The 15,336-nt window shown below is 61.7% G+C and carries 16 protein-coding genes and 1 CRISPR repeat array; of the genes, 7 read left to right on the top strand and 9 right to left on the bottom strand.

Annotation, left to right across the window (positions count from 1 at the left end):
* Nucleotides 1-250 (top strand): hypothetical protein (locus tag N826_RS44460; protein ID WP_044435533.1); only part of this gene is annotated, 250 nt, incomplete at its 5' end.
* A 42-nt stretch (nt 251-292) separates the two neighbouring features.
* On the top strand, nt 293-457 hold the full coding sequence (locus N826_RS43540) for a hypothetical protein (protein WP_157599380.1): 165 nt from the start codon (nt 293-295) through the stop codon (nt 455-457).
* A 557-nt stretch (nt 458-1,014) separates the two neighbouring features.
* On the opposite strand, the gene N826_RS31395 is transcribed toward N826_RS43540, so the two are convergent.
* Nucleotides 1,015-1,311 carry a hypothetical protein gene (locus N826_RS31395; protein WP_044435531.1) on the bottom strand — a complete coding sequence of 99 codons (297 nt, stop codon included), beginning with the start codon at nt 1,309-1,311 and terminating at the stop codon, nt 1,015-1,017.
* Between the two features lie 55 nt (nt 1,312-1,366).
* The gene (locus tag N826_RS31390) at nt 1,367-1,654 is read right to left on the bottom strand and encodes a hypothetical protein (protein ID WP_044435529.1); all 288 of its coding nucleotides are present in this window, start codon (nt 1,652-1,654) and stop codon (nt 1,367-1,369) included.
* 556 nt (nt 1,655-2,210) lie between these two features.
* Here N826_RS31390 and N826_RS40730 point away from each other — a divergent pair.
* The 5 genes from N826_RS40730 to N826_RS31370 all read left to right on the top strand — a co-directional run bounded on the left by N826_RS40730 (nt 2,211) and on the right by N826_RS31370 (nt 8,000).
* On the top strand, nt 2,211-2,912 hold the full coding sequence (locus N826_RS40730; RefSeq protein WP_052832378.1) for a hypothetical protein: 702 nt from the start codon (nt 2,211-2,213) through the stop codon (nt 2,910-2,912).
* A 491-nt stretch (nt 2,913-3,403) separates the two neighbouring features.
* On the top strand, nt 3,404-6,331 hold the full coding sequence (locus N826_RS31385; protein WP_044435526.1) for a DUF927 domain-containing protein: 2,928 nt from the start codon (nt 3,404-3,406) through the stop codon (nt 6,329-6,331).
* Nucleotides 6,328-7,191 (top strand): hypothetical protein, encoded by an 864-nt coding sequence (locus N826_RS43535; RefSeq protein WP_157599379.1) that lies wholly within the window; start codon nt 6,328-6,330, stop codon nt 7,189-7,191. The genes N826_RS31385 and N826_RS43535 overlap by 4 nt, the downstream gene beginning before the upstream one ends.
* On the top strand, nt 7,188-7,667 hold the full coding sequence (locus N826_RS40725; protein WP_147041098.1) for a hypothetical protein: 480 nt from the start codon (nt 7,188-7,190) through the stop codon (nt 7,665-7,667). Before N826_RS43535 ends, N826_RS40725 begins: the two co-directional genes overlap by 4 nt.
* 42 nt (nt 7,668-7,709) lie before the next feature.
* Entirely contained in the window at nt 7,710-8,000 is a 291-nt protein-coding gene (locus tag N826_RS31370; RefSeq protein ID WP_044435522.1) for a hypothetical protein, read from the top strand.
* 130 nt (nt 8,001-8,130) lie between these two features.
* Nucleotides 8,131-8,646: direct repeats of the CRISPR family, unit length 28 nt; unit sequence GGTCTATCCCCGCCTGCACGGGGGAGCC.
* A gap of 292 nt (nt 8,647-8,938) precedes the next feature.
* Here N826_RS31370 and N826_RS43530 read toward each other — a convergent pair.
* The 7 genes from N826_RS43530 to casA all read right to left on the bottom strand — a co-directional run bounded on the left by N826_RS43530 (nt 8,939) and on the right by casA (nt 15,193).
* Nucleotides 8,939-9,700 (bottom strand): HNH endonuclease signature motif containing protein, encoded by a 762-nt coding sequence (locus N826_RS43530; protein WP_147041097.1) that lies wholly within the window; start codon nt 9,698-9,700, stop codon nt 8,939-8,941.
* Nucleotides 9,701-10,018: 318 nt separating this feature from the next.
* A complete protein-coding gene (locus N826_RS44920) occupies nt 10,019-10,168 on the bottom strand; it encodes a hypothetical protein (protein ID WP_211099433.1) in 150 nt (49 codons plus the stop codon).
* 80 nt (nt 10,169-10,248) lie between these two features.
* The gene (locus N826_RS31360) at nt 10,249-11,037 is read right to left on the bottom strand and encodes a type I-E CRISPR-associated protein Cas6/Cse3/CasE (RefSeq protein ID WP_052832373.1); all 789 of its coding nucleotides are present in this window, start codon (nt 11,035-11,037) and stop codon (nt 10,249-10,251) included.
* Nucleotides 11,034-11,816 carry a type I-E CRISPR-associated protein Cas5/CasD gene (cas5e, locus tag N826_RS31355; RefSeq protein WP_044435517.1) on the bottom strand — a complete coding sequence of 261 codons (783 nt, stop codon included), beginning with the start codon at nt 11,814-11,816 and terminating at the stop codon, nt 11,034-11,036. Before cas5e ends, N826_RS31360 begins: the two co-directional genes overlap by 4 nt.
* Complete coding sequence (gene cas7e, locus N826_RS31350) at nt 11,813-13,045, bottom strand: type I-E CRISPR-associated protein Cas7/Cse4/CasC (RefSeq protein ID WP_044435514.1); 1,233 nt, start codon at nt 13,043-13,045, stop codon at nt 11,813-11,815. The genes cas5e and cas7e overlap by 4 nt, the downstream gene beginning before the upstream one ends.
* Nucleotides 13,035-13,649, bottom strand: coding sequence for a type I-E CRISPR-associated protein Cse2/CasB (casB, locus tag N826_RS40720; protein WP_084721336.1), 615 nt, complete (start codon nt 13,647-13,649; stop codon nt 13,035-13,037). Before casB ends, cas7e begins: the two co-directional genes overlap by 11 nt.
* Nucleotides 13,646-15,193, bottom strand: a complete 1,548-nt coding sequence (gene casA, locus N826_RS31340; RefSeq protein WP_084721335.1) for a type I-E CRISPR-associated protein Cse1/CasA — start codon at nt 15,191-15,193, stop codon at nt 13,646-13,648. Before casA ends, casB begins: the two co-directional genes overlap by 4 nt.
* Nucleotides 15,194-15,336: the final 143 nt, after the last annotated feature.

Genomic DNA, 15,336 nt, shown 5'->3' with positions numbered 1-15,336 from the left:
GGAACAGGTTGCCCGCTTGCGACGCGATCGAGAGGAAAGCGAGAAGTTTGGCGCCGAACAGAAGAAGCTGATGGTCGAAGCTGAGAAGCTGTCAATCGAAATGCGGAAGTTCGACTTCGAGCAAATGAAGCTGGCTGCCGAAGACAGGAGGCTGAACCGCGATAGCTTCATCATGCCTATCACCATAACCGTTGGTGCAGTAAGCGCCGTGATTGCCGCTATCGCTTCCATCATCAACCTGCTGAAGTGAGATCCACGAAGGGCGTCTGAACTTGAGAAGCGGGAGGTCAGGATGTCGGAGCAAGCCAGGATGTCGGAGCAAGCCATGGTGTCGGTGACGGCCCTCGCTATCATCGTGAACCTCACCGGCATGACGATGATGCTTCACCAGGGCTACACCGCCCCCGCTGCGCTGATGGGCTTGACGGTGGTGCTGCTGGCGCTGTCGCTGATGTGAAGCGTCACCAGCTTCGCCGGTGCAGGTCAGCAGCGGTAGACGCCACCATTCCGGCGACATCGCCGGCACGTTCTCCAGATACGTCGCCAGATCCGTTTCCTTCAGAACCTCCAGCGCGTTGGGGTGCGGTATCGCCTGTTCCGGTTCCTCAAGGACGTCCGTCAACGTCAGCCACATCCTGAACAGCAGGTTGTCCTCGATCAGGTCCATCGCGCACGCTAGCGGGCTGTGCGTCCGCACGTCCCCCGGCGCCAGCCCCGCCCGGTCAAACTCCCTCGCCACCAGTCGCGCCGCTTCCTCCGGGTCCTCCTGCCGGTCCAGCAGATCCGACAACCGCAGCGTCATCAGGTCTAGATATCGACGCTGATCGATCCTCTCCGCCCCCATCGGCAGAGGGACCACCATCAGCGCCAGTATCGGCGCCCCGTCCGGCACCCACGCCAGTTTGTACGAGGTGTTGGGCTTCAAGATGCTGTCCTGTCCCTTCCCGCTGATACCTGCCGGCTTTGCCGGCGAGACTTCCGGAGCTTCGACCCTGGTCTCTGCGGCGATCGGCTCTACCTGTCCAGCAGTTCGTTTTCCGCTTCCTCGTCGGCTGCCTCCTCCGGATCGTCCTCCGGCTCCAGCATCAGCCACCCCTTCTCCGCTTCCTCCGTCGCGTCCGTTACTGGCATCCCCGACTTCATCAGAAGCGCTTGTTCCGCCCACATCCGCTGCTGGCTGACGAACGCCGTCATCTCCAGCGTTCCCGCCTTCTTCAGCCGGGCGTACATTTTCGGACTGCTCCGTTCCCAAGTCTCCAGTATCCGCCGATGCAGTACCTTGTTGTGCATCGTCTCCGGATCGTCCTTCATCCTGCGGTTATTCCGCTTCGAGCGACTGGCGCGCCTCGTCGTGCGTCGTCATCATTCACCCCTCCGCCAGGATGCCGTCCACATCGGCGGCATCCGCTTCAGCAGCACCGCTCATGCCGTCAAGCCGGCGGCTTGTGCTCCTGCCCTCTCCCCAGCAGCAGATACTCTCGCCGGCTGCATTGGCGGTGTCGATCAGCGGAACGTCGTAAAGGGGCGCTCTCCCCCCAGCATCGCCGCAGCGGGTCCCATACCGCGCGGTGCTTTTAATCTCCTTCCGCTCCAGCCCGACCCCTCCGAATGCAAGGTGGGTCGGCGATCTGCTGAAGCGGCGGGAAGCGATCAAGGCCGTGCCTCCGGTACGGGCGGTCGAGCCTGATCTCGCCGCGTGAAGCCGGCGCCGGAGGCATGTCGTCGCCCTATGGCGACCGGACGACAGCCTGATCGCCTTCACCAGCGGTCCGCCTGCCGGGTGAAGCCACACCGGACAACCCCACCATCGACGTCACGGGTCCCATACGACGCGGTGCTTTTAATCTCCTTCGACGACAGCCCGACCCTCGAAATCTAAAACCGACTTCATTTAACCCCACGCCTCGAAAAAAATTTGCGGAATCAGGCAAAGGGGTTTCGGCCACCGGGGCGCCCCGTCATGGTGATTGAAAAGCACGTGACCGCCACTCTCCATCGAAGCACGCAACGGCAGCCAGTCTTCGGGGCTCGGAGCGAGGTCAGCTTTCCAGCTTATGCGCTGACAGTAGATATCATGCTTGGCCAATGCAGCAGAACTCCCTGATTGCAACACTCAGGGCTATCTTGTTGCTTCCTGATATGTCTTTCGAACCTTTCATTGGGGAAGATGAAGGGGTAAATGGCGGCTCTCATAAACCTGAGAGATCAACATGCCCGTCGATAAAAACGCCAGCGATAACATTCCCGTCCAAGCCGAAAAGATCGGCTGGCGTCGTGCCCTCCAGCAAACTGATTTTCATCGCCTGTCCGCCGATCAGCTTCGGCAGTACGAAATGGATGCAGGCGTCGCTGTAAACCCAGGAGACGACCGAGGCGACAAGGAGGTCGGCGACCCGATCGCCGACTTCGAAGCTTATGCCACCCGCTATTACGCGCGCCGTACAGAAACGACGTCGCCAGAGCGGGCGGAACGTCGTGGCGAAGCTATTCGGATCGCCGACGCGGCCAGCATGCTGATCCACGCGATCAATGAAGCGAGTGACATCACCCTGGACCGCTTGGATATCCTGGGTGGAGTGATTGGCGAACTACACCAGGCGGCGACCAAGACACTGACAGCCGCGACGCAACTCGTCGGTCCTGCCTCAGCCGGAAGGCCATCTCACGAACATCTCGACGATTTCATCTATGAACTTGTCCTGACGATCGACCAGCACTATGGCTTGGAATTCAGGGTTGACTTCACTGATGACGGAGATCCGATCCCGGCCGTCTCGGTACTCCTGTGGCTTCTGGTTAAGCATTTCGTTCCGGATGTGGATGAGGGAAGTCTCCGGACCGCCATGAAGCGCGCCAGAACAGATATCCGGGAAGGTCGAGAAACTGACAGAAAAACCCCTTTTATAACGTAGGGATTTCTGTCAGCGCTAGGTGGTGAGGCCAGACACGTCATGGTGTAAATAGAAATCCGTCCCAATCAACGACGGAGCCCCACCATGGCAAATATATCCTGCGGCTCTTGTGTGCCGATCGTGGGTAATGTGTCTTCGGATCAGCCATGGAGACGGGCGTTTTATTCGATTGAACAGATTAAAACGCTTGCTTCCATTTCCCGCACAACGATCTATCGTGAAGCGAAAGCTGGCCGCCTGAAACTCTCAAAGCTCGCCGGCCGAACTGGTGTCATGGACGGCGACTTCATATCGTGGTTGGCGATGGGCGAGGAAATTAAGCAGCCGCCGACTGACATCGATATAGCCGGCAGCGAACATAATGCCGCTCGGCCTGGGAAGCTTACTGCGCGTCATCTACCACCCCCACCGCGTCGTGGCTTGCTGACAAGCGAGGGGAATGCCCCTAGTACAAGTCAACAGGCGCTCCGCAGGTTGTCGGGAACCAAACGATGACGGGCGCGCGGTACGTCAGAACCGACCCGATCAAGGAAGCGGTCGCCGGCCATGAACTCGACGTCCTGAGCGCCATCGGCATCGACTGGCGGGGTGGTCGCGGCCACATCAACTGTCCGTATCCCGATCATGGCGGCAAGGATGACTGGCGCTGGGATGACAGCAAGGCATGCGCCTTCTGCACCTGCATCGGCAAGCGGCCTGATGAGGGTGGATCTCACAGCATCTTCGACGTGGTGTCGGCCCGCGAGGGCATCGACTTCGAGAAGGCCAAGGTCCGCGTGGCCGAAATCATCGGCTGCACCGACCTGATCGAGGAAGGCGGCGGCGGTCCGCGCGGTCAGAAGCAGGACGCCGCAAGCCTGTTGTCGGCGCCGGCGGAGAACCGTGACGACGCGCTGCCGCGAAAGTATCTCGCCTTCCGGCTTGGGATCGAGCCAGCGGCTATGCTGATGCCGACCACCAAGACTGTCGGCATCAAGGCGCTGGGGTACTTCGATCTACCCGACGCTGCTGGCGCGAAGCCGAAGCTGGTGGGCATGTTCCCGTGCGCGGTGTTTGAGACGATCGACGCCATGGGCCGCCGCCATGCCTTCCGGATCTACGTCGCGCCTGACGGTCAGGGGAAGGCTGATCTTGACGGCCGCGACCCGAAGAAGTCGGTGCGCGCATCCGATGGCGTCAGCACGGCCGGCAGGTCGGTGCTATGGGGTGATCCGGCGACGGCGCCGCATATCATCGTATGCGAAGGCATCGAGACCGGTGCCGCCGTGGCGGTCGCCATGCGGACCGAGATCGAAGCCGGGAAGGTGGTGGTCGCCGCGGCAATTTCCGCCAGCGGGATCGAGGCGTTCCAGCCATGGCCGGCAACCAAGCACATCACGGTCGCGGCCGATCGCGACGAGAAGCGCACCCTGAGCAAGCCGGCCAGCCGGCGTGGCGAGAAAGCGGCCCGCAATTTCGGCGCGAAGCTGCACGACCGCGTATCGGTCGCGATCGCCATGCCGGGTGCGGCCGGCGAAAAGGCCGATTGGCTCGACATCTTCCTGCGCGACGGCCTGGATGCGGTGCGGGCCGGCATGCAGGCGGCAGAACCTTTCGAACCGTCCGAAGACGAGGCGGCTGCGGCCGATGCTGACAAGGAGCATGCCGCCGAACTGGACGATATCGTGACAGCCTATCCGCTGCCGGCGCTTGGGGGCACGCGCCTGTGCTACCGGCACATGCCCGGCGGCGACATATGGGTCCACAAGGTCACCCGCATCTCCTCGGGTGAGGAGACGATGGTCCCCGTGTTCTCGCCCCTTGGGGTGATCGCGATGCTGCGCCACGCCGATCAGGACGACGCTTATGGTTTGCGGGTCGCCGTTCAGGACATGAGCGGCCAGCCCCGGCTGGTGGACTTCGATCGTGCCGACCTGGGGCGCATGAATGGGGTCGAGATCAAGGCCGCGCTGTTCGAAGCCGGTCTTCGCGTCGAGGCTGATGGCGAAGCCATCGTGGTCGCCATCCTGAAGGCCGCCAAACCGACGCGGGAGATGGTCGTCGTCTCTCGGCCGGGCTGGCATCGCCTGACGGCGGACGTCCCCGTCTTCGTCGATCCAAGCGGCGAGGTGAGCGGCTTGCCGGATGGGCAGAACCTGGAACTGTCGGCCGGCGCCCGGCTCCCCGTCCCATCTGCGGCCGGCACGTTCGATGACTGGCGCGCGGCCATCGAGACGGTGATCAAGGCGGACAACTGCCCGCACTGGCATCTCGGTATCATCGGCGGCTTCGCCGGACCGGTCCTCGAACTTGCCGGCATGGAGGCGTGCGGGATCAACCTGTCGGGCATGACATCAGCCGGCAAGACGACGGCGCAACGGCTGGCGGTCTCGCCCTGGTCGTCGACGAAGATCGGGAACGGCCTTCTCCAGTCGATGCGGGCGACCGAGAACGCGGTCGAGGGACTGGCCCAGCGGGCGAACGGGACCGTGCTGGCCTTAGACGAAATGGCTCATGCCGATGGGAAGGTGATCGGCCGCCTGATCTACAGCATCGCCGGCGGCGTCGGAAAAGCCCGCATGACGGCGGGGGCGAAGCTCAAGACCCCCTACGCCTGGAACACCTTCGCGATCCTGTCAGGCGAATGCTCCCTGGAGGAGAAGGTGCGCGGCGATGGCGGCCAATGGGCCACCGGTATGCCCGTCCGCTTCCCCGACATCGACGTGACCAGCGTCAACCGGAATGCGGGACAGGACGTGCTGAATGCCATCGATGCCGCCTGCCGGAACCACGGTCATGCCGGTCCGGCCTTCGTCAAGGCGCTGATCGCGGAGGGCATGCACCGCGACCCTGACAGATTGCGCGAGAGCGTCAACCAGGCCGCGCGGAAGCTCGCCGGACCGGGCGCCGACAGCGCCCTGATCCGGGCGGCCATATCGTTCGCGCTGCTGCTTGTTGCCGGGCAAATGGCGAAGGCATTCAACCTTCTGCCGGCGTCCATGGAGGTTTCCGAGGCGGTTAATTGGGCATGGTGTCGGTTCCTGGCTTCCACCGATGCCGTCGTCCTGAACCCCGAAGATCAGGCAATCGGCAACATCATTCGCTGGATCGCGGAACGGTGGGGCGTGACGATCCGACATGTCGATGGAGACGGCGGCATGCGGGATGCCGTCGCGTGGCATGACGATCGCGCGGTCTATCTGCCGACTGAACGTATCCGGGAAGCGGCAGGCGGGGCGCTGAAGGAACAGCAGATCGCGAAGGTGCTGAATGATCGCGGCCTGCTGGCGAAACGAACCGATGCGAAGCGGCTGGCGGTCAGGTACGTGCCTAAGATTGGTCATGTCCAGGTGTATGCCCTTTCCCGCGCTCATTTCGGCAGGTCCACCAACGCCGCCGGCGAAGCGCCCTTCACCGTGTACGACGGAGGGCGGCCATGACCGCGCCGAAGCCGGTGTCCAACATCCTCGACGCCATCAACGCCACGATTTCGACCATCGACAGCGTTGGGGAAGGTCGTTTTGGCGACAAAGTCTCTAAGTTCAACAATCAGAAGGAGAAGTTTGGACACCGATTGGACACCGAAAAGGGGCAGGTGTCCAACGCTAACCCATTGACGGATAAGGGGTTTGGACACTTTGGACACTTTGGGCACCTGAAACAGGAGATCCATGGTTCCGAAGCTCCAGACGAGGCTCCGGACGTGGACAGAAAAATGGACCATGAAGCCACGACGCGGGGGTCGCGCGCACGAGATCATCCATCTCAGGTGTCCAAAGTGTCCAAAGTGTCCAAACCTTATATAGAACAAGAGGTTAGAGTTGGACACCAGACCCCTCCAGGTGTCCAACCGGTGTCCAAAAAGGCAGGCAGTGCGAGCGGAACCGTCAACGACATCAACCCCAACGCGCTCAAGGCCATCCGAGAAGCGTTTCTTCAACCCAAAACCCCTGCCCCTGCCAGTGATACCCCTGAAGACTGGCGTCTGTGGCTGAAGGACCGAACCGACCACTGGCTTGAGCATGGCCTGCTGTCGATCGAGGCAGGCCGGGTCGCCTGGGGCGAAGCCGAGAACGTCTGGCATCGGCGGCACGGCGCCGAACCCAGCTTCGACCGCTGCGCCGGCTGCGACGCCTTCATGCTTGATGGTCCCGGCATGTCCCTGCTGGACGGCGCCGTGGTCCATGTCGGTCAGGATTACGGGTTGGAGTGCCTGACCGCCTACGGCCAGAAGTGGCGCGGTGCCGCCTATGTCGGGCTGATGGCGATGGGGCTGGAACCGCTGGGGCGGAGATCGTGATCGGCGGCATGGCCCGTGCGCCGCCGGCCGTGGTCAGGATGTTTTACTCGGCGGGCAGTCTGTCGCCGCCAGAACTACACTGCCGAAATATCTCAGATCAGGAGTTTTACAGAATGAAATGGGCAAAAGGAGTTTCCGGCAACCCCGGCGGTCGGCCGAAGCTGGAAGTGAGCATCCGGGATCTGGCGCAACAGAACAGCATGGAGGCGCTGGAGACCTTGGTGCAGGTGATGCGGTCGGGTAAGCCGGGGGAGCGACTTGTCGCGGCAAACGCGATCCTGGATCGCGCCTATGGCCGACCCACCCAATCGGTCGAGATGTCCGGCGATTGCTCCACTCTCGTCGATCTGCTTGTCAGCCTGAACCAAAACCATGCCAGCAGCGATCCCGCGACCGGATCGGCGCAGATCACGGATGCAGCCGCCTGCAGTGACGGCGACCCCAATCTGCTTCCAGCTTCCGAACGGCAACACTGAACCAACCGCATCCCCACAAGCGGCGGGCACAAGGAGACGGACATGAAACTGATCGAAACCGCGATCGGCTGGAATGCACTGACGGCCAAAGGCAGGACCGAAATCGAGGTCGGGCCGTACCCTGATCGGACCGGCTGGACAAGCCGTTATGACGGCCTCGGCGGCGGCTGCATGCCGGTCGTGCATGAGCTTAATCCAGCGGAACGGGCCGCGATGCTGTTCAAGGACTTCAACACGCTGGTCATCGGCCACGGCCTTGATCCGATGACGGTTCACCGCGAGTTTCTGAAGATCGACGAGTATCGCTGCATGATTCCACTTGATTACCGCTAAATCACGTAATCGCAACAGCAACGATTACGATTGGCATCATGACCTTCCTCGCTGCACCAACAACAATACTGTCAGATCCAGCATGCACTGGGGAGCCGGTATCAGCCGCAGCCCTGCGGACATCGTCCAGGATCTATCCCCGCCTGCACGAGGGAGCCATGTTAGCCGGCCTGCCGCAGTACGTCGTGCCGGGTCTATCCCCGCTTGCACGGGGGAGCCTCGTTCCGCTTGTCGGAGTAGATCTGGTGCATGGGTCTATCCCCGCCTGCGCGGGGGAGCCATATTCGCAAAGTCGACGTTGCCGGTGGTCTTGGGTCTATCCCCGCCTGCACGGGGGAGCCGCCAGTTCAAACGCGACTTCCCCCCGATGAGGAGGTCTATCCCCGCCTGCACGGGGGAGCCGTTTTCTTGATGCCGCCGAACTTCCGCACGACGGGTCTATCCCCGCCTGCACGGGGGAGCCATGTTAGCCGGCCTGCCGCAGTACGTCGTGCCGGGTCTATCCCCGCCTGCACGGGGGAGCCTTCAGCAAGGGCGAGATCGTGCCGGTCGATGAGGGTCTGTCCCCGCCTGCACGGGGGAGCCGGTGCGGCCGCCAGCAAAACGGAACCCGTGTTGGGTTTATCCCCGCCTGCACGGGGAAACCTCTGCCAAATAAGCGCCCGAATTTATTCATTTGTCATAGACTCTGGTGGCGAACCTTACCGCACTCAGTCAAGCTTTGGGAGCATTCATCCGTCATACTCATCACCCGGACTGGAGGAATTCCTAATACAGGTCGCTGGAAGTTCGTAACCTTATCGGCGGTTGGCGGGGGCGGAACCGCTGGCACTTGTAACGAGAGTGGGTCAGGCGTTTCCGGCAGCCTGTATGAGTAACCATATCGACAGTTAAGCATACTCGCTGATGAGTGCTTGCTTGAAGTTAAATGAAACACCTCACGGTAAGAACGAAATTTCCTCAGATCTGATGTTCAATCCGTAATCGAGCCATCGACAGGCAGTAAAACTTACTGGTCCGTCCTCCCGCCATATCGTTAAGTCATCATCGTGTGCAACAATAACTACATTTCTTGATCGTGAAACCATGTGCTTGATGCGAACATAGTTCGGCGATTGGAATTCCATTTCGAATACGATGATCGATTTCTCATCCCTGACAGTAAGGCGGTTTTGAATTTGTTGAAAATCGAACTGCGCATGCCCTTGGAGGTGGAATTCATTATTATTTATCTTAACTATAGACGATCCGTCTGAGTTGCATATATTACCATCGAGTCTCCAGACTCCTGAACCTATTTCTGGTGCTTTTGCAGCTATCAGAGGCACGCCCTCTACGGTAATGAACCCCCCTCCCTCAAAAATATTTCTTTTCCCAAATACTAAAACTGGAGGTTTTGAGATCGTTCTAAACAATAGGTCAGAATACCCTCTCTGTTTAGCCGCAGGATTTTTATCAGCCTGTTTGATATATTCTTTATCAATGATATTTTTCGTTACTTCGCTATGATGGCTGGGACATAGAAGTGTGATTCTTTCTGGATCATGATGTGTTGCTTCGGAGAAAGGTGGATCAATATGCTCATACTCGATTATGGCAGATCCGCAAATTACGCAACCAAAGCCGCAACGTTGCCTAATTATCCTTTTCGTACTTGGATTGATGGTACGGGAAAGGCCGTGCTTATTGTTGTCGCTCATGATATCCAGCTATGCTCGGTTGCAAAGATGTGAGCTCTTATCGACTAAGATGTACGTGCGGTCGATGATAAATTTAGTGGATTGTCTACATCAGAAAGTATTATGCGTATTGGCTTATGGGCACTCGCATCCAAGCTATTACAGGCTGCCGAGAAAGCTGACTCATTCATCTTCACAGATGCCAGCGGCCCCCCCTCGCCAACTGCCGACAGGGTTACGAACTTCCAGCGGCCTAAACTAGGGACATGATGGCCTGCGGGTGGGAGCCTCAGAGACGCGCCAAGGCATCACGATGAAACGTCGGCCGATTTCCGAATATTAGTCATCATCGTCCAGATGCGCTCGCGTACGGCGGCGCTGAGGGTCGGGGCCGTATGGTAAGGCATAGTCGCCGCTTTCCAGCCCGTCCATGCCGGTGGTGCGGAAGCGGAGGGTGCCGTCCTCGACATAGAGGTTCCCGCGAGACAACCACATCAGCCCATGGCGATCGGCGTGGGGAGGTCGGGCAGTTTCAAGACCAAGGCGACCTTTCAGCATGGCCGTCCCGTTCAGTCGTTCCCCGCCGGGCGCAGCAGCAGCATTCCGAAGCCGAAGGACCGGTGCCGCCCAATGCCACGCGCCAGCAGCGTACGGAACGCGATCGAGTCTTCGACCCGCAGCGTCCCCGAAAATACAACGTCCGGGCGCGCGAAGTTGCGGGACGCGCGATCCGGCTTGTCTTCGGTCGGCTGGGTCTTGCGCAGCACGGTGCGCAGTCGCCGCGCGTCAACCCGTCCGTCCAGCAACCCGGCGGCACCGCCACCCTCCAGATGACGGCGCAGCCAGTCCAGGTAAACTGATTCGCGCACCGGGCGTTCGGCACCCTCGCCTGAGCGATCGTAAGCGTCCAGCGCCGAAAGAAATGCGTCGACCTCCGCCCCTGGCCGCTTTGCGACGGTGCTCCGGCCGACCCGGACTACCGGACAAGCGCGCACCTCGAAGCCGACGCGCATGCCCGCCGGAAACGCGGCCGGCATGGGCTTGTCGGCGGCCCGCGCCCAATCGACGACAGCATGTGCCAGCGGTTCGGCCGTCAGTCCAGCCGTATGCGCAAGACCAGCCAGCGGCTCCGGCCCATAGGCGAGCACTGCCGGCCCCGGTAGATCGCGGGCTGCGCGTACTGTGAAGGGAACGGGTGCGGACGGGCCGAACAGGGCGCGCAGCAGGGCATGCACGGCATAGCCTTCATCGAAGCGCCGTGCGCCGCCAATCCCCTGAGCTTCCGCGAAGGCAACCAGCCGACGGGTATCGATCGGGAAGTGAAGCATGAACAGCGATGCATCGGGAGCGACGGTCACGGCTGCGGCTCCTTCAGGCGGATACGGCCGCGGCGGACCCGCCGTTCACCGCCGTGGAGCTGGTTGCGCCAGTCGCGCCGGTCATACACGACGCCGCGGTCGAAATTGTCCCCCGTTGTAGGAAACCCAGGCTCGTCCTCCGGCCACTCCGCATCGGTGAATTCCGGCGCTTCAGGGCCATGCACTCCGGCCTTTCGCATCGTCGCTTGCCTTTCGGCCACGCCTAGAGCCAGCGCATCTGCCAGCGAAGCCGCCCGGCAACGCCGGACCAGCAGCGGCGCCGCCGGAAGACATGCCTTTCGACCGATGAACAGCGGACGGAACGGCTCGTCCAGCGCCGCCTCTAGATCGGCCAAGGTCGGCCGCTCCTCTGGCGCATCGAGGCGGAGCGCCACCATAATTGCTTCTCCGGCGCGGTACCAGCGATAGCGGATGTGGGTGCCAGACGTGGCCTCTCCGCCGCCCCGATCCTGACGCCGTCCGCGCGTCGTCCACCCGGTACCGACAAGGTGCGGCTGGGACAGGTCCACTGTCTGGAAGTCGCGCATCGGTGTACCATTGCGCATGATGGCGGCGGCCAGCCGCACGCGTTCCTGCAGCCGTTGGAGCGGCGCCGTGTCGGCATGTCGCCAACCTAGGGCATTACCTAGCAGTCCCGCCACCTGCGCCACACCCGGAAACCTTCCGGTCACCCCGTTCTGGTCAATGACCGGCACCCCAAAAGCCATCAGCGGCGCATCAAGCAGCAGAAGCAGAGCATCGACGGCCGGCGCAGTCATGCGGCGTCTCCGCCGTCGCGAACTAGGCCGGCAGCCCAGGCAGCGAGGGCGTCCAGCCCCTCGGCTGGATCGGCCGGCAGCGCGCCAGGGTCGGCAATGGAAGCGAAGCGGCGTAATTCGCGCCGGCCGTACATCCGGTCGAAACCCGCCAGATGCTCGCCTAACCCGCGAAAGGCGTTCGCCCGCAGGTCGCCTCGCGTCGAAACTGGCCGCAGGAAAGCGTTGGCGAGGCTGCGTGGCTGGCGGGCTCCGGCCTCAATCATCATCAACTCTGCATAGCCATAGGGCGCCGTCGATCCGCGCTTGGCGCCTGGGGAAACACTAGCTATTAAGTGGATAAGATGCTCGACCACGCTTGACGCGAGATCGCGGTCGGCTTCATGCCAGCCGCGTGCATCGCAGCCTTCCAAGTTAGATACCAGTAACCGCACATCTACGACGACATACACGTAGAACAGTCCGCTGGTCAACTCGCTAGTCGCGATCAGACCGGACCCCATTTCGCCGGCACTCTGGCGCAAGTCATCCACGGCGGTGAAATAATCGGGCTCCGCCTCCTCCCCATGGACAGTAAAGGCGTGGGCGACATGGACCGCGGCGTCCCCGCGCGCCAGATAATCGGAGGTGACCATCCGGCCAAACAGCGCGCCGTCGAGCCCCGACGCCTTTGACAGTGCCTCCAGGTTGGCCCGATTCTCCTTGACGTAGGTCTCGGCCGCCTTGGTGGCGTCTTTCACTGCGGTGGCGTCGTGGGCGAGATCGCGCGCGGCATTCTTGATGAACTCGATCTCCGGCCGACCGAGCACGATCACCTGGTTCGTGTCCAGTCGCTCCAGCAGATCGGAGGAGTTCTCCCCTTCGCCCTGTCTCCCCTTCTTCTGAGAACGCTCCTTCTCCGCTTTGGCGCTCGCGCCCAATAGTTTGGCTTGGAGCGCCGCAACGACAGTGACCACCACGTCGCTCGGCAATCCCTCGGCGATCAAGGGCTCGGCAATCTCTTTTCGAAAGGTGATACGCGAGCGCACCGCCAGCGGGACGCCAAGCTGGTCGAACGACCATTCGTCGACCGCGCGGCGCCAGTGGCGTTTTAGGCATTGCGACGACACACGGGTACGTTCCGCTCCGCCGAAGGGCAGGCGTTTGGCGCGACCCACGTCGTCGCGATTCAACAGCGCCGCCACATAGGGTGTCAGCGCATGAATCTGAAGGAAGCGCGGTTCAACGCTCATTATCGTTTTCCTTTGCGGTTCTTGTCAGTTCGCGGAAATACCGTCGGGCCATGCGGTGGGCTTCATCATCTGGATCGAGCCGTTCTGGAAAACGCGCTCCGGAGCGGGCCAGGACGAACCGGCCGAATTCTAGCCAATCGATCGCTCGGCCCTTGTTACGGAACCATAGGCAAACGGTCCGCACCTCTGCCCCCAGCGTGTCACCTTCGGCGCGCAGCAGGCGAACGAACCGGGATTCGGCATAGCCGCTGGCAGCAAGCACGGCGCCGGGAGCCGCATGCCTCGCATGGGCGCCGGGTGCCATGGTCGCCATTCCGGCGACCACGATTGCCCACGCCTTTTCCTGAGCCACGCTCCCGATCCAATCCTCCTCGATGCGGGGCAGCGCGAGATGCCAGAAGGCGGACGGCAACCCGCCAGCTTCCGGCCGCATGCGCCGCAACTCCGCCACGGCACCGCTGCCGATACCCAGCCGATCGTCTCGATCATCAAAGGCACGGGCCAGGCTGAACAGCGATTTCGCCGGTTCGCGCAGCGCCTTTGTCGGCTCCTTCGCGGCCCCGGGGCTGGTACCGGAGACAGGCTCTGAGGCGGTTTCCATCATGCTTCCTCTTCGGATCGGGCGATTGACTGCCCCAGCAGGGCGAGCCTTTTGAACAGGATGCGGGTGAAAGTGAGTTCGGCGAGGGCATGCGCCCTCTCACGCCGCTGTGAAGGCGGCGTCAGGCGGATTGACCAATCATTGAAGACATCGTCGGCGGTGACATACAATTCCCGCTGCCATGCGGTCCGTACTGGATCGTCGCCGCCGGCTTCCACAATCAACCAAAGATGTTTGAAGAAGAAGTCGTCGATATGCCGGTCCAGTGCCTCGCCGGCCTCGCCCACCCGCTTGTCCTTGAAGTCGAGCCTGTCGCCCTCCGGCCCGCCCTGGACGAGAGACAGCAAGGCGATCCTCAGCGCCTTCTTTGCGCCCTCCCGGCAATCCTCGATCATCGTCTTCGCGATGGCATGTATTGTAAGACGGTCCTCGCGGCGGAACAGGCGCCGGCGAGTTTCCCGGGTCAGGGGAAGCCAGCGTTCGTACAAGCCGTCGGTTGTCCCCTGTCCGCGAACCAGCACGGATAGGTGCAGCAGCATCCGGCCGGGCGGATCTTCCGGCAGATTGCTCAAGGCGGGGGGCGGATCGATTTCTGGATCGGTCAGAATGTCAGCGACCAATTCGTACCGGAACCCTCCCGGCCCGACGGTCAGGGCAGCCGGCTCCTTTTTCCGGACCGGCGTCCACAGATCGCCGACGACGCCCTTCAGGTCCTTGGCGGCAACTCTTGCCGCTTCCGTGGGCTTGCCCCAAGCCATCACCCCGCCGGCATCGTCGCGGGTGAGGCGAACCCGGCGGCAGATTTCGATGAACAGCGGGTCCAGATCGTCGAACGATAGGCTCTCCGCGCCGTCCCATTCGCGGGTCCAAAGCAGAGCCAGGCCGTCTTCAGGCCGGAACCGCAACGGCAACGCGAGCTGATCGTTGCGCTTGGCGCTGGCGAGCCGCAACCCGCGCCGGAACCGTTCTCCCCAATCGGCGGATGGAACCAGATCGACTAGGACGCGGCTGGCGAACCCGCCGTTCATCCGGGCGATGCCGTAATTCCCTCGGCCGAGGAAACCCTGCTGCGTCTGCAAGGTGATCAGGGCATATACCCAATGATGCGGATCGGCCGCACCCAATCGGAATGCCTTGACGTCGTGATTCTTGGCGGTGATCAGCACGTCGATGCCATCGGGCTTGTCGGCGATTCTGTTGAAGCCCTTCAGGCTGCCTTCCTTTATCGGCGGCTGGAAAAACGCCGGCTGGCGGAGATCCTCAACCACTAGGCACCAACCCGGTTCTGGAGCCAGGGCCAGCAGTAGGTCACGCCACGCGTCCTCGTCCTCCGGAGGTGTGTCGAGGCCGCCGCGGTTGAGAGCTATCGCCCCGAGCTGAACCAGAAATTGATGCCAAGCCTGCCGCTGATGTGGCGCGAGGCCAGGAAATGCCGTGACCATGCCGGAAGAAAGGTGAGCCAGGACCTGGGGCAAAGATGCCGACGAGCAGGTGGCATCACCCCCCTCGATCGGGAGCATCGGGTCCGTAAGCAGGCAATTAGCCATAGACAGCGCCCCGGTTGCGATTGTCGGCTATACGTGTTCAGAGATCGATGTTGTTGGTTTCCACCATCGGCGCGGACATCGATGAACAACATATGATCATGAGGGTCAATTTGACGCAATGTTTTTTAACTCGTGTGCCGAAG

Origin of the sequence: Skermanella aerolata KACC 11604 (assembly GCF_000936425.1) — a bacterium.
Classification (GTDB): Bacteria; Pseudomonadota; Alphaproteobacteria; order Azospirillales; family Azospirillaceae; genus Skermanella; species Skermanella aerolata.
The sequence above is the reverse complement of the archived record's forward strand: the minus strand, read 5'-3'. Positions and strand labels throughout refer to the sequence as shown.